Origin of the sequence: Dyadobacter frigoris (assembly GCF_005280585.1) — a bacterium.
In the GTDB taxonomy this organism is placed as follows: domain Bacteria; phylum Bacteroidota; class Bacteroidia; order Cytophagales; family Spirosomataceae; genus Dyadobacter; species Dyadobacter frigoris.
The window spans coordinates 285,009-308,489 of sequence record NZ_SZVO01000005.1 but is presented as its reverse complement, the minus strand read 5'-3'; the positions used below and the strand labels follow the sequence as shown (position 1 = coordinate 308,489).

Sequence of the window (23,481 nt, the reverse complement as noted above, 5' to 3'; positions counted from 1 at the left end):
ATTGTTCTTATAGTGAAGAGGAGCCGGATCTTATGATTCGGCTCCTCTTTTTTTGTCAAAACTGTCTAAATTATTTTTAATTTGACTTTTTCTGTAATAATTGGAGAGAACTGTCATTGATTTCAAAAGCCTTATTGTTCAATAACGTAATCACTTCCGCCCCGGCCATAATTACGGGTCCGTAGCCGTGAGCAGCGAAAGGGCTGATTGGGCGGTGGTAATAAAACGCCGGGTCAAATCCCATTCCGGTTCCTACGCAGGTGCCTTCTACTTGTCCTTCTTTATTGATCTTTGTTGATACTGCATTCCATGCCAAAAGTGTCATCGGCGCATAAGTCAGGCCGTCAATCCAGCCGTTGTTGATTGCTTTTGCTATCGAATAGGCATAAATCGCTGTGGCGGAAGTTTCAAGATATGAGTCATTTCTGTCCAGTAATTGATGCCAGAAACCTGAACCGGATTGGTATGAAGCCAAGCCTCGAACATGTGCTTTTAATAATTCCAAAATTTTAGGTCTGCCCGGATGATTTAACGGAAGTACGTCCAACAATTCTACTTTTGTCAAAATCGCCCAGCCATTTGCACGTGCCCAGTGAAATTCCGGATGTTCGGTCATCCCTTCCACCCAGCCGTGCATGTATACGCCTTTGCTTTTATCAAACATTCTGCCGGAGATCTGTAAAACCTGTTTTACGGCTTCGTCATAATATTTTTTATCACCCGTCAGTTTTCCCATTTGCGCCAAAGCCGGAACGGCCATAAACAAATCGTCGAGCCAGATTGTATTTGGTTGAGGCCTGTTTCTTGCGAGTGAGCCGTCTTTCAGTTTGTGTTCTTTGTTTAAAATATAATCGATATGGCTATCAATTAACGGACGGAAATTTCCTGTTGTTCCAGCTCTTGTTGCTTTAATCATCGCTGCGCACATCGCACCGCAATCATCCAGCGCATGTGGATTTACCAAGCCTCGAAGCGGTCCGGCTGTTCCCCAATCGGCGTGTTCTGCACTCGTTTTTTTGAAATAAGGTACAGATTCCGCTATAAATTGAAGTCGCTTGTCCGCATATTCCTTGAACCTTGGATCGCCGGTAACCTGGCTTGCAAGCAGCATTGAAGAATAAGTAACGCCCCATTCATAACTTACAATCCGGTAATCGCCTTTTTGTAATGCTGTATTCTGATCGATTTTGGTTAAATCAGTAACCGTTTTTCCCGTTTTTGTATCGACAAAAGCAGTGGGAGTCACATTGTTTAAATACGCATGAATTCGATTTAGATCATTAACAATATTTTCTTTTTTTACCAAACCATACGGTACAGGATAATCTGGCTGCAACAAATGAAGCGGCGTATTGGAATCGTTTGCTTTTGTTTCATTTCTCTGGGCGTTAGCGTTTTGTGTGTTCCCTGCGAATAATGAAAAAAGGATAAATCCCTGGTGTATAAATTGTTTTGATAAACGTCTTGCGTACATGTATTGCCTGGATTATTTGTCAGAAATGGTATTATAGCCAATTGCAAATATGATCTTTTAAAGTTTTCTTACATTCCCGTACTCTCCTGTTTGTTTCAATAAAATTCATCCGGAATTTTAAATTAAGCGCGGACTATGCTTAGCTTTGGATTAATGCCAAACTACTAATCGAATTGATATGCATTTGATACAAACCATAGAAGCACAAGCCAACATACTTCTACTTCACACTTTTGAATCCGGTTCGGAGCCGGAAAATCAACAGGTATTTAAAGCTGAAAGGGGAGAAATCTGGTGGCCTTCAGAAAATGAAATCTGGCTCGGTTTAGGGAGAACTCCTAAGATTCCTGCGATACTAAAAATCTTTCGTTCATTATTCTTTAAACGTAAAGATCGTTGGCCGGAACAAATTGTTCTGGATGCAAAAGGGAAATCCGCGGACTGGATTGAAGCTGCTGTTAACGGAATAATTTTAGGCGGATATAATATTCAGCTTTACAAATCGGAACCGAAAATTTTCAGTTCTTTCTTTGGAGAAAATGGAAAACTGTTCATTCTTACCAATGAAATTTCTCATGGAAATGAGGCAGCTATTAATCTTGCTCGCAAAACAGCCTTAACACAAATCCGTATCATGGATTTGATGAACGCCCCCGGAAATTATAAATCACCGGAAATATTGGGTGACTGGGCGATTGAATCCGGTGAGAAAAACGGATATAAGGTTATCGTTTTTGACAAGGAGAAACTGGAAGAGCTTGGCATGGAAGCTTTGCTTTCAGTTAGTAAAGGAAGTGATGTTCCACCGGTCATGATTGTCAGTGAATACGAACCGGAATCGTATCAAAAAACTATTGCGCTGGTTGGAAAAGGTGTCACATTTGATACCGGAGGGATTTCCATAAAACCATCCGCCAATATGCATTTGATGAAAAGTGATATGGGCGGCGCGGCGGCTGTTTTAGGAATGATTGAACTGGCTGCACAATTAAACCTACCTGTCAGAATTATCGGAATCATTCCTTCTACTGAAAATTGTGTGGATGGTTCTTCCATGAAACCCGGCGACGTGATTAATTCTTATGCAGGAAAGACAATTGAAGTGATTGATACAGATGCGGAAGGAAGATTAATTCTGGCAGACGGACTTAGTTATGCGGTAAGAGAATTTAAACCGGACATCGTTATTGATCTGGCAACTTTGACCGGGAGCGTTATCCAAACGCTTGGTTATGAAGCAGCAGGACTTTTTTCTTCAAGCGATAATCTGGCTGCCGATTTAATAAGATCAGGAGAAAATACGGGGGAACGTTTGTGGCGTTTACCGATTTGGGATGAATACAAAGAGGAAATTTCTTCGGATATAGCGGATCTTAAAAATTACCATGGAAAACCGTTGGCGGGTGCTATTGTCGCTGCTAAATTTCTGGAAGTTTTTACAGACGAACATCCGGAATGGGCACATCTGGATATTGCCGGAATGGCTTTTGGAGAAGCGGAATTTGCTCCGGGCAGGGCCGGAACTGCGTTCGGGATCCGTTTATTACGAGATTATTTATCAGCTTTATAGTAACTGTTTATTTTGAAAATGAAAAATAGCTCGCTTTAATTTAAATTATTTCGGGCTATTATTCTAAATTTTAAAGTGACATAAATTTAACCGGGGCTTTACTTGATTAATAGCTTGTTTTTGTTAGATTTGAGAAAGGAAGTTTTCCGGGAATGGTTTTTCTTGCCGGGGAAATTTGACATACATACCTATCACATTAATCTACTTTTATGGCGCGTCCTTTAACTTTTCTATGTATTTCCACCTATTTCAAAGGAAATGATTTTCTGAGAGCCTGCAAAAACGCAGGTAACACGGTTTACTTGTTAACGGCCAAAAAACTGGATCAAAAACCATGGGCGCGTGAATCGGTCGACGAGTTTTTTTACATAGAAGAAGGAGAAGATAAAACATATAATATGGATGAGGTCGTTACTGGCCTCGCTTATGTCATGCGTAGCCGTATGGTTGATCGTGTGGTGGCGCTTGATGATTTTGATGTGGAAAAAGCATCGCTGATCCGTGAATATTTCAGGATTCCGGGCATGGGCCAAACGACCGGAAAATATTTTCGTGACAAATTGGCTATGCGCACCAAAGCACTAGAATCTGGCATTCTGGTTCCGGGTTTTTGTGCACTTTTTAATGATGATATTATTAATCGTTTTTTAGATGATCATCCGGGTCCGTGGATGATTAAACCGCGTTCGGAAGCATCGGCTACCGGTATTAAAAAAATGCATAACCGCGAAGAATTGTGGGAGACAATTCACGAACTTGGCGACAAGCGTCACGCTTATCTTGTGGAACAATTTAAACCTGGTGACGTATACCACGTTGATTCTTTGTCCATGAACGGGAGAGTTATTTTCTCCTGGAACAGCAAATATCTGGCCCCTCCATTTGACGTAGCGCATGGCGGCGGAATTTTCCGTTCAGTTACCGTTCCTTTTGATTCTTCGGAAGCACATGCACTGGAAACAATTTCTGTTGATGTTTTAAAAGCTTTCGGACTGAGACATAGTGCTTCACATACCGAAGTGATCCGGTCGAAAGATGACGGGAAATATTATTTTCTGGAAACTTCTTCCAGAGTAGGAGGTGCGCATTTATCGGAAATGGTAGAAGCATCTTCCGGGATTAATTTATGGAAGGAATGGGCGAAAATGGAAACGGCTGAGGCAAACGGTGAAAACTTTAAATTGCCGCCGGTCCGTAAAGAATATTCAGGAATTATTATTTCACTAACCCGTCAGCAATGGCCGGATGTGTCGGTTTTTAATGATCCGGAAATTGTCTGGAGAATGGATGAAGAATATCATGTTGGTTTGGTTGTCCGTTCAAAACAACGTGATAAAGTGATTGAACTTTTGGATAAGTACGCAGAAATTATTCAGAACGATTATCATGCTTCGGCTCCTGCGCCGGATAGGCCATCACACTAATAGTTATTAGTTTTCAATGTTAATATTTTGTAAATGAGTATATTAGTGAGAATTGAACCTCATTAATATAATTTATATCAAACAGTTTTCAGGCATTCAGATTGTATCTGGTTTATTACAATCTGAATGCCTTTTTACATCTCCGAACATTTGGTAGAGAGCCCGGGATTTAGAAGCAGAAATGTCAGAAGATGAATAAGTGCAGTACTTGAAGAATTTATTTCTTAGATAGTAATAGTACGCTTGCCATTTCTCATCTCTAACCCACATTGCTGTATGTTGCACTTTACCAAATCATTTTTTCTTCTTGTCATCATCACTTTTATCTTTTCCGGATGTAAAAAGGATGATGAAATAGTTCCGAAAAATATAGTCACTTATGATGGTACTGATTTTGAACTTGCCAGCGGTCTTATTCTGGATTTTGGTCAATTATCGTCAAGTCAAGGGAATGCGCAGGTTTTATTCCTTTACTCATCGGGTATTAAAATTCATGAAAGCGGCGGTAAGATTGATTCAACATCCGGTACAGGACACACGGTATATTTCGAAATATTTAGCCCTACTTCTACCATATTAGGTGATGGCGAATATACTTTTGATCCTTATTTCACTTATAAGGCAAAGACTTTTAGCAACTCGTACACTGTTTTTAATGCCAATTACGCCACTTCCCAAGGTGAATTTCATGAAATTATGTCTGGGAAAGTTGTCGTGAAAAAAGAGGGAAACGATTATACGATCACTTTCGATTGTAAAGAAGATCTGGCCGGAAAACAGCTGACTGGATTTTACAAAGGCAGTTTGAAAGTGTATGATGAAAAATAGAAAAAAACATTTCGGTGTCCTGAAAGGTGGTTATTAAATCATAACTTTTAAAACTTGTAATTGCCAGGTCATTACTTTTTGGCAAATCTGCGTCAGTAACTTTTACACTTTCAAATCTGTAAAAGTTATGGGTTATTATGATCCGGAAATTCATCACCGACGGTCAATACGATTACATTGTTACGATTATTCAAAAGAAGGGTTATACTTTTTAACATGTTGTTGTCAGTATCGGGAATATTTTTTCGGAGAAATAATTAGCGGAGAAATGATTTTGAACGATGCTGGGAAAATGATTGAGGAAGAATGGCTGAATTTGCCTGATCGTTTTGGAAATATCCGATTGCATGAATTCGTAATCATGCCAAATCATTTTCACGCGGTTTTGGAGATCGTAGGGGCGACCCTTGTGGTCGCGCCCTGGACAACCCAGATATAGGAAAAGGAAAAGGGCAACCACAAGGGATTGCCCCAACGGATGTCCCAACGATTGCTTCAACTGAAGCCCTGCTGAAGCCTCCAACGGTTGGAGATATAGTTTCAGCCTTTAAATCTCTCACAACCGTAAAATACATTCAAGGAATAAAAACCTCTAACTGGAAAAGATTTGATAAGAAATTATGGCAGCGCAATTATTACGAGCATATCATCAGAAACGAAATTTCATTAAACAACATAGCCAATTACATCATAGAAAACCCAAAAAGATGGAACGAGGATAGGTTTCGGTAGGGGCGACCCTTGTGGTCGCCCAATAATCCCCGGAAGGTTGTAGTCGCAGACCCCAAGCCCGGAATTAATTTCCGGATAATTGAAAAAGGGCAACCACGAGGGATTGCCCCAACGATTGCCCGAAAAATTTATATTATTTGGGAATTTTTAATAGAATTTGATTGTCAAAAAAATCAAAGCAATTTAAACGCCTGTCTCCCCAACAACAACCAATTTCCTTTCACTTTCTGCCAAACATAAAGCACACCTAACTTCACAGGTGCAGGATCTTTCCCTTTATTATGTGTATCGCCCATCAGTTTATGACGAACGATAGCCAGATCTCCTGAAATTGAAATCGTTTGATCCGAAAGATCAATACGAGTAAAATGTGATTCACCGCTTGTAATAGCGCGAACGAACTCCTTTTGATCTTCCAGATTTCCATTGGAGTGTCCGTAAGATAATAAGGGAGAAGTCAGTTTAGTCAATGTCGCTCCATCGGCATCAATAATTGCTTTTCTAAGCTTTTCGACCGCATCGCCGACCGCCTTTTCATCAGCGCTTTGTGCGAAAGTGCTCAGACTTGTAAGTAAAAAAAAGGCGGCAACAAAAAATGTTCTTTTCATAATTTCACTAAAATAATTTGAGTCATTAAAATGTTTTAAACCTTAGGAATAAAAGCCGATCACTGACAGCCGAAAGCCTTGTTAAATTTTCACCTGTTCCATTTTCGGAGCAAAAAAGTGCATTACAGTCCATGAAAGCAGATAAGCAAAACCACAGATTATAAAAATGATGTTATAACCGCCACCAATATTTCCTGCTGTTTTATAATTATCCAGAATAATACCTACCATAAGCGGAAAAAGTATTCCACCTACTGATCCGGCCATTCCGCCAATTCCTACAACGGAACTCACAGCCTTTTTAGGAAACATATCCGAAGCTGTTGTGAAAATATTTGCACTCCACGCCTGATGCGCCGCAGCAGCCAGACTGATCAGAAAAACTGCCTGCCAGATATTCGTTGTGTATTGAGCAAGCATAATTGGTGTAACAAGAACCGCAAAAATAAACATGGAAGTCTTACGAGCGCGGAAAATGGGCCAGCCTTTTTTGATCAAAGCACCAGACAGATAACCGCCGCCAATACTTCCAATCGTTGTAGCGGTATAAACAATTACCAATTCTATGCTGGGTTTTGAAAGATTAAGTTTGAAAGCTTCGGCAAAATAGGATGGAAGCCAATAAAGGAAAAACCACCAGATCGGATCCGTCAGCATTTTACCAAAAACAAAAGCCCAGGTTTGGCGTACTTTGAAAAGATCAAGCCATTTTACGGGTGCTTCTTTACTGGTATCCGGTTCATTATCACTATGAATATATTCAAATTCAGCCTGGTTAATTCGAGCCTGTTTTGCAGGAACTTCGTAATATCTGAACCAGAAAAATAACCATACAAAACCCAAAGCTCCTGTAATCAGGAACGCTTCCTGCCAGCCATATGATCCTAAAAGCCACGGAACCATAATGGGGGCAACAACCGCTCCAATATTAGCTCCGGAGTTGAAAATCCCTGTTGCCAAAGCTCTTTCTTTTTTAGGAAACCATTCAGCCGTGGCCTTTATTGCCACCGGAAAGTTTCCTGCTTCTCCCAAACCCAGTAAAGCACGCATAAAACCAAAACTTAAAGTTCCGGTTGCAGTAGCATGTAAAATTGCCGCAATACTCCACACAACCACTGAAATTGTGTAACCTAATTTTGTCCCGATTTTGTCAATAATAGCTCCAAAACCAATCAGCGAAATAGCATAAGCAGCCTGAAAAGCCATAACTATATGACTGAAATCTTTTTCTGTCCAGGCGAAATCTGCTTCCAGAGCCGGTTTTAATAAACCTAAAACTTGTCTGTCGAGATAATTGATGGTTGTTGCAAAAAATAGAAGTGCCACAACTCGCCAGCGGTATTTCGTCATTTGAGTTTCTATTTTCGGAATTTCGGTTGTAAGCATAATTGCGACGGGATAGAGTGACTGGGGTTAGAAATTATATTTTGGCGTATTCGTTTTTTGTAAGAAACTCAGCGAGCGTTTGAGCAGCGCCGTGGGTGACCAGAGATTCTAAATAGTGGACGACATTATCTTCCGATACCCCCAATTTTGTTAAGTCAGTTCCCCAAATAAATGGATCTTTTAGTATCAGATGTACCATTTCGGGTAATGATGAAAGCTGCCATTTTTGATAAAAATAAGCTGCTCGCTGATCCTGAATTAAGTAATAAGTACCGTTGGAAAATCCGTAATAATTATCGCTATCCTTTCTGGTAGCTTTCATAAAAAAGATATATACCGCAAAACCAAAAGTCATATATTCGGGTGCAACGCCGTATTCTTTGTTGAATTCAAGAAAGGCAGGTATCACTCTTGAATTGATTTTGGCAGAGTAATTATGCGTAATATTAATCCATTTGTGTCCGATATAAGGATTTCTGAAACGATCCAGTATCAATTTGCTGAACTTTTGCGTACGTTCCGTACTAACCGGATAAGGAATAGCGACAGCAATTTCGTTCTGAATTAAATTCGTTATAAAAGCAGAAAACAATTCGTCTTCCATAGCTTTTGCTACCGTTTGGAAACCACTCAGATACGCCAATCCGCAACCGAGCGTATGCGCACCATTCAGTATCCGAAGTTTCAATTCACGGTATAATTCAATATCGGGCTCTATGATGACACCAGAATCAACCTGACTGAATGATAGAATTTCTTTTACTTTTTGATCGCCTTCAATCGCCCAGAGTCCATAGTATTCCGAAATAATCATCAGATCATCTTTGTAACCGAGCTGTTCTTCAATTTCTTTTTTTATTAAATCGTCAGGTCTTCCAGGAACGATGCGGTCAACAAGAGAATTACAAAATGAATTACATTGTTCAAGCCAGTCGATAAACGAACTTTCCAGACCGTTTCTATGCGCGAGTTCCAAAACAATCGATTCCAGTTTTTTCCCATTATCAGAAATCAATTCAGTTGGAGCGATCACAAGACCCGCATCAGGATTTCCGCCAAAAGCTTTGAAACGTGTGTATAAAAAAGCAAGTAATTTTCCCGGAAAGGAGACCGGCGGCCATTGATAGATATCATCCTGAACTAGCTGAATACCAAGTTCGGTCGTATTGGAAAATGCAATTTTAATAGCAGGATTCCTTGCACAATCAAGCACGAGAGACCACTGATTTTTGGCCGATAAAACACGACTGATAGAAGAAGAAATAATTGTTTCTTCTACAAGTTTTCCATTTTGAACGCCTTTCATAGCCAGCGTATACAAATTATCCTGCCGTTCGAAAGCCTTCAAATCTCCCTGATCTGTTGATTTTATGACAACGATCCGTCCATTGAAAATCCCCTGACGATTTGCTTTATCAACATAATAATCTGCCAGTCCGCGTAAAAACGCTCCAGTTCCAAACTGAATGATTTTTTCGGGTAATTGAAAAATGGAATCGTCTGGGACGATCACGTCCGGATTATTCCGCAGTCGCCGTAAATGTTCACGAAATAATTGATTCATAAGTTGTAAATCTTGATCATAATAACCGGCACATTTTTATTTTTTTACAGTTTGTTTCAACAGCCAGATTGAAAGCTCTTTCGCTGCATCGAAGTTTTGAAAACTATTGTCAATTCTTCTTCCGTCCAGATATTCATTATAAATCCATGGATCACCAATCGCGAAAACGGTTCCTTTTCCATATTTGGAAACAGCCATAATAATATCTTCGTGATCCGTTAAAGCAGATTTTGCATTATTTGATAAAGCCAGCGGAGATAATTCTTTGATATATAATTTGCTGGCCGATGTGAAAATATTTCGGTCAGTGGTGACATCAATCCGGCCTTGTTCGAATTGCGTTCCTTGTACCATATTTCTGTTTTTATTGGTAAATTGAATACCAAAAACTTTCGCGAGTTCATTGAAATGAGGGATTTCGCAGTTTGAAGTATCATTTGCCATCAGCATCAAAACGCCGCCGGCTTTAACCCAATTTTCAATTTCAGCAATGTCTTTTGGCTGAATGAAATTAGGAGAAACTGTTTCTTTTTTAGTATCAGGATCAACAATGATGTAGACATCAATCCCTTTTAGATTTTCGGCAGTTGGAGCAGCAGGAATGGAAACCGTTTGTGCTCCTAAGTCGTGATAAATATTACCCCAAAGCCAGAATCCCGAATGCTGGCGGTCTTCCCAGGTATAATGAAATGGTTCCTGCTGACCCGCATTTTTTCTGAATTCGTGGTTGAAATAATAATCCAAAGCAACTTTTTTACCTTTCCCAATATTATTTTCAGCAGCAATCTCCATTTCAACACTGGCCATAATAAACGGTCCGACTCCTTTCAAATCATTTTTCCGGATCGGTTCGCTGAGATAATATTCATAGGTACCGTCACGGTAAGGAGTGCCGCCAAGTCCGCCAACGCTAACGGTTTTGTCAATACTGATTAATCCATCTGATTCTTTTACAATGAATGTTTTCAAAATTCCTTCATAACCACGTTTGGCGGTTGCGGCGTAAGTGGCAGGAATGTAATCCAAACGGGATCCTTTTGCCAAGGCGTAAACAAACATGCAGGACGCAGATGCTTCAAAATAATTGCCTTTACGGTTTCCCTGATCAACAATCTGATACCACAGACCTGAATTCTTGTCCTGATATTTAGTCAAAACCGGAGCCAATCTTTGAAGATATTTTATCAATTCTGCGCGTTTGGGGTGGTCTTTTGGGAAATAATCCAGCACTTCTACCAGAGCCATGGCATACCAGCCAATGGCCCGTCCCCAGAAATGCGGTGAAACGCCGGTCTTTTTATCAGCCCATTTCTGTTCCTTACTTTCGTCGTAGCCGTGATAAATCAGACCTGTTTTTGGATCAACAGCATATTTTTCAATCAGCTCAAATTGTTTAGCGATATCATCGAAATGTTCAGGATGATTAAACAAGACGCTATATTCTGCCGCAAACGGTTCGGCCATAAAAAGTCCGTCGAGCCACATTTGGTTTGGATAACGTTTTTTATGCCAGTAACCGCCTTCTTTGGTTTTTGGCTGTTCCTCCAATTGTTTCCAAAGCAGATCAGCCGCTTTTTTGTATTTTTCTTTATCCGGTTGAGTTTGCTGATAAGCAGTTAGCAAAGCCCGTCCAGTTGGCAGATTATCCAGATTCAGATCTTCCGGTTTATACGTTCTGATACTTCCGTTTTCTTTCACATACTGATCAAGATCTTTCCGGATATATTCAAAATATTTACCTTCTCCGGCCCGATACCAAACTTTTTCAATTGCTTTCAGCATCAACCCCTGCTCGTAATCCCAACGGGTAAGCGTGCTTTTTCCTACCAGAATTGAATCTTTATTACGGGCAATAAATGAATCCGCCATTCGCCTCGACCAGGGCGTCTGAGCGTTTGCAGTTATTGACAAAAAACAAAAAAGGAGAAAAGTAATCGTTGGTTTCATGCGGAAACGGGTGAAATTGATTTTTTAAAAATGGGTAAGTGAATAGAGGAGGGTTTTATTTAACAAAATCTTCACGCATCGGTGTAAACATGTCGATTAAAACGCCCGGTTCAAGACAAACAGCACCATGCATAATATTGGAAGGAATATAAAATCCGTCGCCTTGTTTTAACACTTGTTTTTTATCTCCAATAGTAACCTCAAAAACACCGCTGACAACGTAGCTCATTTGGGTATGTACATGTTTGTGTGCTGTCCCGATTCCACCTTTTTGAAAATCAATTTTTACCATCATCATCGTCTCGTCGTAAGACATGATCTTTCGTTTCAATCCGCCACCCAAGTCTTGCCATGGAATATCTGCATCTACGATAAATTGTTTTCCATTAGCAGCTTTTGCCTGGGCATTTTGAGCGAATGTTTGTGTTGCTGAAACAAAAAGTATGGAGCAGAAAAATGATATTTTGAGAATCTGGCTAACGTATTTCATTTTAGGAATGTCAAGTTTTTGAGTAGTATTTATTAGCTTTATTTTGATATGAAATCTTCCCGGAAAGGGGTGAAAATGTCAATTAACGTTCCTCTTTCAATGCATAAAGCGCCGTGAACGAGATTTGGAGGGATGAAAAAAGCATCTCCTTGTTTTAGTATTTTTCTATTTTCTTCAATCGTAATTTCAAATATGCCGCTATCGACATAGCTTATTTGTCTGTGCACATGATTATGTAAGGAGCCAATCCCACCTGTTTCAAAGGAGACTTTTACCATCATTAGATTTTCGTCGTAAGACATTATTTTACGTTTAACGCCGCCTCCTAAATCTTGCCAGTCGATATCTGAATCGTTTATAAATTGTTTTCCTTTTTGGTTCATTGTTGGTTGATCAAATATTACGGTGCGCTGCACCTTTCTGGATTTGCGGATTTCTTTGTTCTTCCTACAATTATTACGGTGCGTTGCACCTTTTGATTCGGAAGTTTATTTTTCCATTCTACAATTATTGCGGTGCGCTGCACCTTTTGATTCGGAAGTTTATTTTTCCATTCTACAATTATTGCGGTGCGCTGCACCTTTTGATTCGGAAGTTTATTTTTCCATTTTACAATTATTACGGTGCGCTGCACCTTTTGATTCGGAAGTTTATTTTTCCATTCTACAATTATTGCGGTGCGCTGCACCTTTTGATTCGGAAGTTTATTTTTCCATTCTACAATTATTACGGTGCGCTGCACCTTTTGATTCGGAAGTTTATTTTTCCATTTTACAATTATTACGGTGCGCTGCACCTTTTGATTCGGAAGTTTATTTTTCCATTCTACAATTATTGCGGTGCGCTGCACCTTTTGATTCGGAAGTTTATTTTTCCATTCTACAATTATTACGGTGCGTTGCACCTTTTGATTCGGAAGTTTATTTTTCCATTCTACAATTATTGCGGTGCGCTGCACCTTTTGATTCGGAAGTTTATTTTTCCATTCTACAATTATTACGGTGCGCTGCACCTTTTGATTCGGAAGTTTATTTTTCCATTCTACAATTACTTAGGTACGCTGCACCATGTTTGATAATTGACTTTTTTTGATAAATCATATATTAATCTGAAATCAGCTACTAATCGAATATGACGAGTTTAGAGCAATTAATTATAATTATCAAATAATAAATTGTCTTTTGTTGTGCAATCGTTATCGGGAACGTTGCCAGTCGGTGAATTTTATTGGTAAAATGTAAATTCTAACCGTAAACAAACCGAAAGTTTTATTCTTCAAAGGATACTACATTAAATCAAATAAGATCCATTTAGTATTATACCAATAAAAAAAGAGTCTGGTAAAGCCATCAGACTTTCCAAACTCTTTTAAGTTTTTGTATTATTATTTCAAATCGCTGATCGCGACGGCGTCCATATCCGTATAATCTTTATTCTCTCCGGCCATTCCCCAGATGAAAGAATAATTTGAAGTCCCACATCCTGAATGTATCGACCACGGCGGAGATATAATCGCCTGACGGTCAGAAATCCATAAATGACGGGTTTCCGAAGGTTCTCCCATTAAGTGTAAGACGCGCTGGCTTGCGGGAACGTCGAAATATAAATAAGCTTCCATTCGTCTATCGTGCACGTGTGAAGGCATGGTATTCCAAACACTTCCGGTTTTTAAAACGGTAAGCCCCATGACAAGCTGGCAACTTTGAATTCCGTCGAGATGAATATACTTGTAAATCGTTCTGTGATTGGAAGTTTCCATACTTCCGATGGTTATCGGCGTAGCATCTTCTTTGGTAAACAAGCGGGTTGGGTAGGTATGATGCGCCGGGGAAGACAATAAATAAAATGCTGCCGGATTGCTGCTATCGTCACTTGAAAATGTTACTTTCTGTGTTCCTTTTCCAACATAAATACAACCCATTTTATTGATCGCAATTTCTTCTCCGTCTGCTATAACTTTTCCGTCGCCGCCTATATTAATGATACCAATTTCTCGTCTTTCCAAAAAATAATTGCTTTTCAGAGAATCAAAAGTTTCCAAAGTCAAGGGAGCCGTGGCCGGAACTGCACTGCCGATCATCACGCGGTCGTAATGCGAATAAACCCAGCTGATTTTATCGTTTTCAAAAATAGTATCAATTAAAAAATTCTCGCGTAAAGTTTCAGTATTCATCTGGGAAACTTCTTTACGGCTGCTCTCAAATCTGATTTCCATAGTTGGGGGTGATTGTTAGCTATTAGCATTTAGCCGATTAGCTTCCTGCAAAACAGCACTTTCTGTAAATTCTATTATCTATAAGTTTATATGAGCCAACATTCTATCATTCACTCATTCTATCATTCAACATTGACCGAGCCAACATTCACTCATTCTATCATTCACTCATTCAAAATTAGCGCCCCATCCATCCACCATCAACAGTCAAAGTAGTTCCGCTGACATAATTGGAAGCATCCGAAGCCAGGAATAAAACAGGGCCTTTGAAGTCTTCAGGCATTCCCCATCTTCCGGCAGGGATTCTGTCGAGAATGGATTTGCTTCGGACCGGATCGTTTCTCAGCGCTTCCGTATTATCCGTATTAATATAACCCGGCGCAATGGCATTAACATTGACACCTTTTCCAGCCCATTCATTGGCAAGTGCTTTTACCAAACCGCCGATGGCACTTTTGGAAGCGGTGTATCCCGGCACATTAATTCCACCCTGGAAAGTCAATAAAGAAGCTGTGAAGATAATTTTACCATAACCTCTGGCGACCATTTCTTTACCCAATTCACGCGAAAGAATAAACGGAGCGTCCAGGTTAATGTTTAAAACCTGATCCCAGTATTCATCCGAATGTTCGGCAGCTGGCTGGCGCAGAATAATGCCGGCATTATTCACCAGAATATCAATCGTTTTATGTTCTTCTTTTACTTTTTTGATAAAAGAATATAAGCTCGCACGATCTCCCAGATCAACCTGATAAGGATAAAATTTTCGCCCGATTTCTGTGATTGACTTTTGAATTTCACTTTCAGTGGCGGGAAGGGAAGACGAAACACCGATGATATCTGCACCTGCTTCGGCAAGGGCTTCGGCCATTGCCTTGCCTATTCCCCGGTTGCAACCTGTAACCAGCGCGGTTTTTCCGGTCAGGTCGAATAAATTTGTACTATTCATCTAAATGGGTCTTGTAACTTTTGCGGTATTTCAATGAATAAAAAAGAAAGTACCGGAAAACGAATATGAATTTTAACGAGTTTAGATTTAATAATCAGAAACATCAAACAATGCCTGGCCTTTTTTTGTGCAATCGTTATCGGGAACGTTATCATCGATTCAAATTTGAAGTTTACAAAAGGATCATTGCAGATTTGTAGTCTAATTTTGTATCTTCACTAACTGGAAGGATTTGTAGAGTTAATTCAGGAATAAATTGAAATAAACAAATATATTCTTTGGAAACGATTACCATAAAAGATATTGCCCGGGCCTTAAATTTATCCACTTCGACGGTTTCCCGTGCGTTGCGGAATAGTTATGAGATCAATACTGAAACCAAAAAACTCGTTTTGGAATATGCCGAGAAAATGAATTACCGGCCTAATCCAATTGCATTAAGTTTGCGGGATAGTAAAAGCAAATCCATCGGTGTTATCCTTCCTGAAATTGCCAATAACTTTTTCTCTCAGCTTATCAATGGCATTGAATCCATCGCATACAATATGGGCTACCATGTTGTGATTTTTCAAAGTCATGAGTCATATGAGCGGGAAGTTGCCAACACAAATTATCTCGTTTCCAGAAAAGTAGATGGTTTACTGGTTTCGTTGTCAAGTTTGACGACGGATATAAGCCATTTTGAGGAATTACTGGATAAAGGACTTCCAATTGTTTTCTTCGACCGGGTTCCTAAAAAAGTAGAAACACATAAGATCGTTGCTGATAATTTTGGGGGAAGTTATCAGGCTACGGAACATTTGATCAAAACAGGAAAAAGAAAAATAGCGCATATTACCAGTCCGATCTATTTGTCGATCACGATGGAACGGCTTGCGGGTTATAAAAAAGCATTGGAAGATAACGGAATTCCTTTTGATGAATCTTATGTGAAATATTGCCATCACGGCGGTATGGTAGTAAGTGAAAATGAAGCCGCTGTGCAGGAATTGCTGGATATGGATGAAGTTCCGGATGCAATTTTCACGGCCAGCGACAGGATCACGACTGGTTGTCTTTCTGTTTTACACCGAAAACATATCCGGATTCCTGATGAAATCGCTATTGTGGGTTTTACAAATATTGGTGTTGCCGAATTACTTAATCCACCACTAACGGCCGTCGTTCAGCCTGCCATGGATATGGGAAATCAGGCTACGGAGCTTTTGATCAAACTGATTGAACATCCTAAAAAACCTACTATTTTTGAAAGCAGATCATTGAAAACTTCTCTGATCATCCGGGAATCTACTGCCGGGAAAATAGTAAATGTCTCCTAGTGTAAAATAATTCATGAACGGTTCTTCGGCGATTTGTCTTCCTGTTGAAAACGCACTTTTTAACTTCCGGGTAGCTGGCGTCGCTATTCATGATGGAAAATTACTTCTGCACAAAACGCTAACTGATAATTTTTGGAGTCTTCCGGGCGGACGGGTTGATATGTTTGAATTTTCCAGAGAAACGCTTTTACGTGAAATGCTGGAAGAAATTGGCAAAACAATTAGCGTCGGTAATCTTCTTTGGATTGTTGAAAACTTCTTTGAATACAACGATATCAAACATCATGAAATTGGATTTTATTATCAGATGGAAATCACGGATCTTCAAAATCAGGATGATTTTATCATAAAAGAAGACGAAACAGAACTGCTATTTCATTGGAGAGAAATTGACAATATAAATCCCGAAAGCATTTATCCGGAATTTATTACCAAAGATTTACTACTTAATACTTCGTCGATCCAGCATATCACGCTAAATTTTAAAAATCTGAATGTTATTTGATCGATTTGGTAATAAAGTGCCATTTTATCCTTCCGATCGAGTTTGGTTTTCCACTTTCTGGCTCTGAAATATGCCCTTTTAAAACGCCATTTTTTTCTTCTACTATCAAATCACGCCAGGAATACTGATCTTTTTCGTAAGCGAATGTTTCACCGTCATCATCATATAATCTTGAAACGGCAGGTTTTTTACCATAAACACGAATTTCCAGATCTACTTTTTCGCCAGCTTTTGGTGCATGTAACAGAGGTGGCATCATAGGAATAATTCCTCCTTCTTTTACAAAAACAGGAATTTTGGCAAGTCCCGGTGTGATGGTAATAACCTGACCGTCGCCAACAAAATTTCCGTTGTAGAAATCATACCATTTTCCTTTTGGCAAGATTACTTTTCTTGACGTCTGGCCTGTAAACATCGGTGCCACCAGCAAATATTCCCCAGCCATATATTGATCTTTTACTTCTTTTGAAGTAGCTTCTTCGTATGGATTTTCTTCCAGATTTGCCGTAGTTTTTTCTTTTGTCAAATCACTTCCAAACCCTTCTTCCAAACTCATTCCGCGAAAAGGCGGCGTTCCTTCATAATGATATTTTGCAAAAGTGGAATACCAGTAAGGCATCATCCGCATTCGAAGCTGCGCCACTTCTTTTACCTGCTCTGCTACTTCCGGGAAAGTCCAGGGCTGCGTGCTGCTCGCCCATGCGTTGATCATTGCCATTGGAGAAAAACAAACGGTCTGAAATCTTCTCAGCCACTCTTCACTCGTTTTTGATGCACGTACTTCAGGTGTCCACAGCACACCGGCATAACCGCTGTTAATCAAGGCTGTAATAAAATCCTCATGGCTGTAATTGTCGTTGTAAATCACATAAGGAAAGGAAGAACCGCCCGCGTTGGAACCACGGACCAAACTGTAAGTCCGGCGATTATTTTTCCTGAACATTTCATAAGAATATTTCTGGACAAGCAATCCGTAAGTCTGGCGCATTTGTTCTGCGGTATGCCCGGAAGGAAAAGTAGCGACATCAGGCCAAACGTAAGAATCGAAACCATCGACCTCGTCTATTTTATAACCGCTCACTCCAATTTTGACGTGTTCTTTTTCAAACTGATCAAATAAAATTTTTCTGGCTTCCGGCATCGAAAGATCTGGCACGATACCATTCCAAACGGTGTGCGAACCTGTGAAAGGTTTTATTTTTGAATAAATTTCAGCATCCGGTGATACGTAGGGATTGGTCCATAAATTGATTTTTACACCCACTTCATCCATTTCTTTTACAAATTTCTCAGGATCCGGGAAACGTGTTTTATCCCATTCAAACGTACAGGGATAGGATTTACTTTGCCAACCCGGTTCCAGTCCGATAAAATCCAGCGGGAAACCTTTATCAGAAAAAGCTTTGGCTTCGGCTTTTACCTGTGCGTCGGTATATAAACGATTTACACGCTGTGTAAATCCTAATCCCCATCTTGGAGGCAGACAACCGCCGCCGCCAAGCAAATTAAACCGCTCGATCACATTCACTGGTTTTGGACCTGCAAATACGTACATTTCAATCCCTTCTGCCGGAACCAGCATTTCTACTGCGTCTGAATATGGATGCGCGCTCCATGTATCATCCGTATTGCGGTCCTGTACTTCCGGTGGATTTTTGCTGTCTTTCCTGACCGAAGAACCTGCGTAAACATCAATATATTTTGCAGAATTTACAAAAACGCCATAACCCAGAGAAGAAATATAAAAAGGGGTAGGAGCATGGGTTCGACCGTTATCAGACTTTCCATAATGATCGACATGAAGCTGCATAATTCTGCCACGCTGGTGCACTGTCTGGAAATTCAAGCCAAAGCCATAAAGCTGTTCATTCCGTTCCAAAGGAAAACGTAAATAGGTTTTTCCATTTTTTACTTCAACAACTATACTCGAATTATTAAGCGGAAAAGTGGCCTTTTGTAACTTTTGAAGTGCAGATGATGGCTGGACATCTGCGGCATTTAATAGGTTATAAACATCAGGTTTACCTACAACACCCTTCCAGACACCCGGATAGATTTCCCGCCAGTTTACGGACTGGCAATAACTTGAAAATGAAAGATAAAAAACGAAAAATGAGAGTAGCAGAAATTTACGTTTCATAATAGTCGGGTCAAATCAAAGGGTATGTCTGGTTACAAACATGTGCCAATGCTTATAATAGTAAGTAAACAAAGATGCTTCTTCTTTCTACTAGAAAAAAACTTTACAAATTAAAAGTCTATTAATATTGTAGATTAAATAGATTAATAATATATTTGTGCTTAGAAACTCAAACAGGTATACAACCCTAACGATTATGTATTACGAAATCGAAGATGAACTGGGGAATATTTCTACCATTCAGCTAAAAGAAAGAGAATTGGATGAGCGTACGGAAGAATTAAAAACCGGCGATTTTGCTCCAATCTTTTATCTTAAATCAGCAGACGGCGTGCAGGTAACTTCCGTCTCGGGATTTTCTGTTGCAGATGATTCCAAATCCCTAATGGAACTGATTGCTTATAATCCACTTGTTTTGAGTTTCTATTGTCCATGCTGGGGAAGTTACGCACCGAAACATTTGGCAGCTTTGCAGGAGCTGGCTCCGCAGATTGAAGCTTTTGGAGGACAACTTTTGGTTTTAACCAACGAATCTCCAAAGGAAATCTCGCGGATTTCAAAAAAGCTGAATCTCGACTTTACGATTATTCACGATAAGGATTTTAACGTAGCAAGATCGTACGGAGTTTATTCTGAAACTTCGCCTATCTGGGATCGTATTGCCGGAATTTCGGAAGAAGTTTTTACTCCTTCACTATTCGTGATCGGGAAAGACAGAAAAGTATCTTATGTTTTTGTAGATGAAAATTTTGACGGAACACCTGATCGTAAAGAATTATTGAAATCCGTTTATCACTGGAAAGAGAAAAAATAAAGTCATTAAAATATATCCTCCGGCACCGGCGGTCTGGCTGTTTCAATTATATTTGAATCATCCGGGTTACCGGTGCTGTTTTCAATTAATCTGCCATCCATTTATGCCTTCCGCTACATCAGCAATTCAGTCGAAGTTGCCCAAAGTCGGTACTACCATTTTTACCCGCATGTCCAAACTTGCCGAGGACTATAAGGCAATAAATTTGGCGCAGGGTTTTCCTGAATTTGATTGTTCACCGGATTTGCAAAAGCTGGTTGACAAATATATCCGTCGGGGAAAAAATCAATATGCACCGATGGCAGGTGTGATGGCGCTAAGGGAGGGGATTTCACAAAAGGTTTTTGCTGCTACGAAAACAGAGTATCATCCTGAAACTGAAATTACAATTACAAGCGGTGCAACGGAAGCACTTTATGTGGCAATTTCTACGGTTGTAAATCCGGGAGACGAAGTTATTGTTTTTGAACCGGCTTATGACAGTTACGTTCCGGCCATTGAAATGAATGGTGGAATACCTGTTTTTGTAACGCTGGATCCGCAATATGAATATATCGACTGGGAAATTGTTAATTCAAAAGTGACAGAAAAGACCAAAGCGATTATTATCAACACACCACACAATCCGACGGGAAAAGTCTGGACTGAATCAGATTTAAAACAACTGGATTTCTTAGCCGAGAAAAACAGCCTTTTTGTGATCAGCGATGAGGTTTATGAATATATTATTTTTGATGATTTAAGACACGTTTCCGCTGCATCAATTCCTTCATTGGCGTCCAGAACGTTTTTATGCGGCTCCTTTGGAAAAACATTTCATGTTACGGGCTGGAAAGTTGGCTATTGCCTGGCGCCTAAGGAATTTACTACCGAATTTCGGAAAATACACCAGTTTATGGTGTTCAGTGTGATCACGCCATTTCAGTTTGCCATTGCGGAATTTCTAAAAGAACCGGATCATTATCTAAGCCTTTCCGCTTTTTATGAGAGTAAAAGAAATATTTTCAATGAAGCGATAAAAGACATAGGATTTGTTCTGAAACCATCAGAAGGCAGCTTTTTCCAAAATGTATCGTACAAAAATCTGTCGGAAGAACATGATCTGGTTTTGGCTGAAAGATTGACAAAAGAAGGAGGCGTTGCCTCGATCCCGCTTTCTGCATTTTATGGTGAAGAAACTAATTTTCGGGTACTAAGATTCTGCTTCGCCAAAAACGATGACACACTTTTGAGGGCGGCTGAGTTATTGAATAAGGTTGTCTGGTGATTTTTTAGGTTACACAGAGAACCACGGAGAAAATGAGAGGGACACAGAGTTTTTATTTTAGTCAAAAATAACTCTGTGTCCCTCTTTTTACCTCCGTGGTTCTCTGTGTAACCTACCTTTATTTCTTGAAGAGAAGCGCTTTTATGGGCTGGATTCTTGTGATTATCAGCGTTGGAATCATCAGGATTAATGCAGAAACGATGATTGTTGTTACATTGATCAAAAGAAAAGTGGGCCAGTCGAAAACAATCGGGACGGTATCCATATTGTAGTTGACCGGATCTAGCGGAATGATTTTAAACTGATGTTGCAACCAGCAAAAAGCCAGCCCGGCAATGTTTCCGATCAGTAATCCCTGTCGAACCATATACAATCCAACGCGTAGAAATACCAATCTGATTTGTTTATTAGGACTTCCCAGTGTTTTCAAAAGTCCGATTAAAGGCGTTCTTTCCATGATCATGACCAATAAAATAGAGATCATATTAAAGCAGGCCACGAATAAAATCAGTGTCAGAAAAACAGCCGTGTTCTTGTCCAGCAAATATAACCAGTCAAATAATTGACGGAATGTATCTGTAACCTTTTGAAGATATACGGCAGGAGGGAGTATTTTTTTTAGTTCAAGAGCAACCTGATCAAGCTGTTTAAAATCCTTTAAATAAATCTCATAAGTACCAATAGAATCTGCACCCCAGCCATTTAGCCGCTGAACCAGTCTAAGATCACCAATGACCAGCCGATCATCAAATTCTTCCATTTGCGTATCGTAAATTCCTGTAACCGTGAGTTTTCTGGGTCTTGGCGGATCCTGTAAAGAATACATAATTACTTCATCGCCTGGTTTTAATCTAAGCTGCGAGGCAATTTTCCGGCTGATCAGTATTTCGGAAGAATAACCATATTTGATGGAAGATGAATCTTTTGAGCCAATTAATCTTCCTTCGATTAATGAAGTTTTGAAAAGACTCCAGTCATAATCTTTTCCCACACCTTTTAAAACCACTCCTTTTATTTCGTCGGGGGTTTTTAAAATTCCGGATTTATGAGCCACTGCCTGCCAGTGACTTATTTCCGGCATTGTTTTCAAGGCGTCAGAAACGGGATTTTTTATATTCATTGCACCTTCTTCGTAGGTATTTCCCTGCGCGAAAGCGGTGATGTTAATATGGGCTCCAAAAAGGAAAACTTTTTCCTGAATGGTTTTCTTAAAACCGATTAAAACTGCGAAAGATATAATGCCGACTGCAACGCCAATAGCAATACTGGCCACGCCAATACGTGAAACCGTTGCTGAAAATGAACCGGCTTCATTATTCCGGATGCGTTTGGCGATAAAAGAAGGAAATTGCAAAGAAATCGGACTGGTTAAAATGTATGTATCTGCAAAAGTAGGTAAAAAAATATAGCGTGATGAAAACGGCATCGATGATCGGTAACTTTTTGTATTGAAAATAAAATTGATTTTACAGGTTTTTAACAAAAAAGATCAGCCGTTGTTGGCTGATCTCATTTTTCTTCAATACAGTATTTTATTTCAAGATTATCAAAAAAGCAATTTTTATCTAAAACACCACGAAGTTATAATAGTTTGGCACGTCACCAGCTTTTTCATATGACCAAACCGGTTTCAAAGTATATGAGTAAGTTACCGGGCCAAGTTTTGGATCTGTGAGATCCACCGTAAATTTTAGACTGGGTGGTGTGGAAGCGACCTGGGCTGCTTCGAGTGTGGTATAGCTAATAATACTTGCCAGATCAAGTTTTGCAGGGTTCTCAAACGGGATAGGAATGGTACTTGATCCTACATTGCTCTTTGTAACAACAGTTCCGGCTGCGTCGTCCCAATAATATTCGAGGTTTAAAGGCAGTGGAATTTTAATTGAGAAAGAAAACGTTTTTGCTGACGCAGGATATTTAGTATTTGGTATTTCACTCCCCGATAAAATAAGAATATATCCTTGTCGAAAAGTAAAAAACACACTTTTCCGGTAGAGGTCAAATTCGGGCAAATTTGTTAAATCAACGGTTTCATTGCCGGCTTTTCTTTCAATTTTGGTAACGTAAAGGATTTGCGACTGAATTAAATTAAGGACTTCCTCCTTTGTTAATGCTGTTTTTTTTAGTTCTGGTTTTTCGTTAGTGCACGAAAGCGTTACACTCAAAAAAAACAAAATGTAAAGTAAACATAGTGACTGTTTCATAAGTGTTAAAGGTTAGTGAAATTAACGGTTATAAAAATAAACATT

Annotated in this window: 21 protein-coding genes; 8 read left to right on the top strand and 13 right to left on the bottom strand. The window is 39.6% G+C overall.

Features of this window, described 5'->3' with window-relative positions:
• Positions 1–76: 76 nt before the first annotated feature.
• The gene (locus FDK13_RS12670; protein ID WP_137340358.1) at positions 77–1,474 is read right to left on the bottom strand and encodes a glycoside hydrolase family 88/105 protein; all 1,398 of its coding nucleotides are present in this window, start codon (positions 1,472–1,474) and stop codon (positions 77–79) included.
• Positions 1,475–1,652: 178 nt separating this feature from the next.
• Between FDK13_RS12670 and FDK13_RS12665 the strand changes: the two genes are divergently transcribed.
• The 4 genes from FDK13_RS12665 to FDK13_RS36615 all read left to right on the top strand — a co-directional run bounded on the left by FDK13_RS12665 (position 1,653) and on the right by FDK13_RS36615 (position 5,735).
• Complete coding sequence (locus tag FDK13_RS12665; protein ID WP_137340357.1) at positions 1,653–3,044, top strand: leucyl aminopeptidase family protein; 1,392 nt, start codon at positions 1,653–1,655, stop codon at positions 3,042–3,044.
• 209 nt (positions 3,045–3,253) lie between these two features.
• Positions 3,254–4,468 (top strand): ATP-grasp domain-containing protein, encoded by a 1,215-nt coding sequence (locus tag FDK13_RS12660; RefSeq protein WP_137340356.1) that lies wholly within the window; start codon positions 3,254–3,256, stop codon positions 4,466–4,468.
• A 276-nt stretch (positions 4,469–4,744) separates the two neighbouring features.
• Positions 4,745–5,296, top strand: a complete 552-nt coding sequence (locus tag FDK13_RS12655) for a hypothetical protein (RefSeq protein ID WP_137340355.1) — start codon at positions 4,745–4,747, stop codon at positions 5,294–5,296.
• 268 nt (positions 5,297–5,564) lie between these two features.
• On the top strand, positions 5,565–5,735 hold the full coding sequence (locus FDK13_RS36615; protein WP_220417363.1) for a hypothetical protein: 171 nt from the start codon (positions 5,565–5,567) through the stop codon (positions 5,733–5,735).
• Positions 5,736–6,201: 466 nt separating this feature from the next.
• Here the strand turns inward: FDK13_RS36615 and FDK13_RS12645 are convergent, their stop codons facing one another.
• The 9 genes from FDK13_RS12645 to kduD form a co-directional block, all read right to left on the bottom strand.
• On the bottom strand, positions 6,202–6,636 hold the full coding sequence (locus FDK13_RS12645; RefSeq protein WP_137340354.1) for a nuclear transport factor 2 family protein: 435 nt from the start codon (positions 6,634–6,636) through the stop codon (positions 6,202–6,204).
• An 81-nt stretch (positions 6,637–6,717) separates the two neighbouring features.
• Positions 6,718–8,022, bottom strand: coding sequence for an MFS transporter (locus FDK13_RS12640; RefSeq protein ID WP_229216027.1), 1,305 nt, complete (start codon positions 8,020–8,022; stop codon positions 6,718–6,720).
• 34 nt (positions 8,023–8,056) lie between these two features.
• On the bottom strand, positions 8,057–9,586 hold the full coding sequence (locus FDK13_RS12635; protein WP_137340353.1) for a tagaturonate reductase: 1,530 nt from the start codon (positions 9,584–9,586) through the stop codon (positions 8,057–8,059).
• A 36-nt stretch (positions 9,587–9,622) separates the two neighbouring features.
• On the bottom strand, positions 9,623–11,533 hold the full coding sequence (locus tag FDK13_RS12630; protein ID WP_170982788.1) for a glycoside hydrolase family 88 protein: 1,911 nt from the start codon (positions 11,531–11,533) through the stop codon (positions 9,623–9,625).
• A gap of 55 nt (positions 11,534–11,588) precedes the next feature.
• Positions 11,589–12,023 carry a cupin domain-containing protein gene (locus FDK13_RS12625; protein ID WP_137340352.1) on the bottom strand — a complete coding sequence of 145 codons (435 nt, stop codon included), beginning with the start codon at positions 12,021–12,023 and terminating at the stop codon, positions 11,589–11,591.
• 38 nt (positions 12,024–12,061) lie between these two features.
• A complete protein-coding gene (locus FDK13_RS12620) occupies positions 12,062–12,406 on the bottom strand; it encodes a cupin domain-containing protein (RefSeq protein WP_137340351.1) in 345 nt (114 codons plus the stop codon).
• Positions 12,407–12,423: 17 nt separating this feature from the next.
• Positions 12,424–13,035: a hypothetical protein gene (locus tag FDK13_RS12615; protein ID WP_137340350.1), complete on the bottom strand. Its 612-nt coding sequence runs from the start codon at positions 13,033–13,035 to the stop codon at positions 12,424–12,426.
• 372 nt (positions 13,036–13,407) lie between these two features.
• The gene (gene kduI / locus FDK13_RS12610; RefSeq protein WP_137340349.1) at positions 13,408–14,238 is read right to left on the bottom strand and encodes a 5-dehydro-4-deoxy-D-glucuronate isomerase; all 831 of its coding nucleotides are present in this window, start codon (positions 14,236–14,238) and stop codon (positions 13,408–13,410) included.
• Between the two features lie 178 nt (positions 14,239–14,416).
• Positions 14,417–15,187: a 2-dehydro-3-deoxy-D-gluconate 5-dehydrogenase KduD gene (gene kduD, locus FDK13_RS12605; protein ID WP_137340348.1), complete on the bottom strand. Its 771-nt coding sequence runs from the start codon at positions 15,185–15,187 to the stop codon at positions 14,417–14,419.
• Between the two features lie 278 nt (positions 15,188–15,465).
• On the opposite strand from kduD, the gene FDK13_RS12600 reads away from it, so the two are divergent.
• Complete coding sequence (locus FDK13_RS12600; protein ID WP_137340347.1) at positions 15,466–16,506, top strand: LacI family DNA-binding transcriptional regulator; 1,041 nt, start codon at positions 15,466–15,468, stop codon at positions 16,504–16,506.
• 13 nt (positions 16,507–16,519) lie between these two features.
• Positions 16,520–17,011 carry an NUDIX hydrolase gene (locus FDK13_RS12595; protein ID WP_137340346.1) on the top strand — a complete coding sequence of 164 codons (492 nt, stop codon included), beginning with the start codon at positions 16,520–16,522 and terminating at the stop codon, positions 17,009–17,011.
• Here the strand turns inward: FDK13_RS12595 and FDK13_RS12590 are convergent.
• Entirely contained in the window at positions 17,004–19,151 is a 2,148-nt protein-coding gene (locus tag FDK13_RS12590) for a glycoside hydrolase family 31 protein (RefSeq protein ID WP_137340345.1), read from the bottom strand. The genes FDK13_RS12595 and FDK13_RS12590 overlap by 8 nt on opposite strands.
• 196 nt (positions 19,152–19,347) lie before the next feature.
• Here FDK13_RS12590 and FDK13_RS12585 point away from each other — a divergent pair, with 196 nt between their 5' ends.
• Entirely contained in the window at positions 19,348–19,965 is a 618-nt protein-coding gene (locus FDK13_RS12585; RefSeq protein ID WP_137340344.1) for a redoxin domain-containing protein, read from the top strand.
• A gap of 103 nt (positions 19,966–20,068) precedes the next feature.
• The gene (locus FDK13_RS12580; RefSeq protein ID WP_137340343.1) at positions 20,069–21,232 is read left to right on the top strand and encodes a methionine aminotransferase; all 1,164 of its coding nucleotides are present in this window, start codon (positions 20,069–20,071) and stop codon (positions 21,230–21,232) included.
• Positions 21,233–21,350: 118 nt separating this feature from the next.
• Here FDK13_RS12580 and FDK13_RS12575 read toward each other — a convergent pair whose 3' ends face one another.
• Together FDK13_RS12575 and FDK13_RS12570 are read right to left on the bottom strand one after the other, a co-directional pair.
• Positions 21,351–22,586: an ABC transporter permease gene (locus FDK13_RS12575; protein ID WP_137340533.1), complete on the bottom strand. Its 1,236-nt coding sequence runs from the start codon at positions 22,584–22,586 to the stop codon at positions 21,351–21,353.
• A gap of 211 nt (positions 22,587–22,797) precedes the next feature.
• Positions 22,798–23,436: a hypothetical protein gene (locus FDK13_RS12570; protein ID WP_137340342.1), complete on the bottom strand. Its 639-nt coding sequence runs from the start codon at positions 23,434–23,436 to the stop codon at positions 22,798–22,800.
• Positions 23,437–23,481 lie beyond the last annotated feature (45 nt).

Coding starts and splice junctions, on each gene's coding strand:
- FDK13_RS12670 (WP_137340358.1), bottom strand. CDS start 1,474: ATGTACGCAAGACGTTTATCAAAACAATTTATACACCAGGGATTTATC.
- FDK13_RS12665 (WP_137340357.1), top strand. CDS start 1,653: ATGCATTTGATACAAACCATAGAAGCACAAGCCAACATACTTCTACTT.
- FDK13_RS12660 (WP_137340356.1), top strand. CDS start 3,254: ATGGCGCGTCCTTTAACTTTTCTATGTATTTCCACCTATTTCAAAGGA.
- FDK13_RS12655 (WP_137340355.1), top strand. CDS start 4,745: ATGTTGCACTTTACCAAATCATTTTTTCTTCTTGTCATCATCACTTTT.
- FDK13_RS36615 (WP_220417363.1), top strand. CDS start 5,565: ATGATTTTGAACGATGCTGGGAAAATGATTGAGGAAGAATGGCTGAAT.
- FDK13_RS12645 (WP_137340354.1), bottom strand. CDS start 6,636: ATGAAAAGAACATTTTTTGTTGCCGCCTTTTTTTTACTTACAAGTCTG.
- FDK13_RS12640 (WP_229216027.1), bottom strand. CDS start 8,022: ATGCTTACAACCGAAATTCCGAAAATAGAAACTCAAATGACGAAATAC.
- FDK13_RS12635 (WP_137340353.1), bottom strand. CDS start 9,586: ATGAATCAATTATTTCGTGAACATTTACGGCGACTGCGGAATAATCCG.
- FDK13_RS12630 (WP_170982788.1), bottom strand. CDS start 11,533: ATGAAACCAACGATTACTTTTCTCCTTTTTTGTTTTTTGTCAATAACT.
- FDK13_RS12625 (WP_137340352.1), bottom strand. CDS start 12,023: ATGAAATACGTTAGCCAGATTCTCAAAATATCATTTTTCTGCTCCATA.
- FDK13_RS12620 (WP_137340351.1), bottom strand. CDS start 12,406: ATGAACCAAAAAGGAAAACAATTTATAAACGATTCAGATATCGACTGG.
- kduI (WP_137340349.1), bottom strand. CDS start 14,238: ATGGAAATCAGATTTGAGAGCAGCCGTAAAGAAGTTTCCCAGATGAAT.
- kduD (WP_137340348.1), bottom strand. CDS start 15,187: ATGAATAGTACAAATTTATTCGACCTGACCGGAAAAACCGCGCTGGTT.
- FDK13_RS12595 (WP_137340346.1), top strand. CDS start 16,520: ATGAACGGTTCTTCGGCGATTTGTCTTCCTGTTGAAAACGCACTTTTT.
- FDK13_RS12590 (WP_137340345.1), bottom strand. CDS start 19,151: ATGAAACGTAAATTTCTGCTACTCTCATTTTTCGTTTTTTATCTTTCA.
- FDK13_RS12585 (WP_137340344.1), top strand. CDS start 19,348: ATGTATTACGAAATCGAAGATGAACTGGGGAATATTTCTACCATTCAG.
- FDK13_RS12580 (WP_137340343.1), top strand. CDS start 20,069: ATGCCTTCCGCTACATCAGCAATTCAGTCGAAGTTGCCCAAAGTCGGT.
- FDK13_RS12570 (WP_137340342.1), bottom strand. CDS start 23,436: ATGAAACAGTCACTATGTTTACTTTACATTTTGTTTTTTTTGAGTGTA.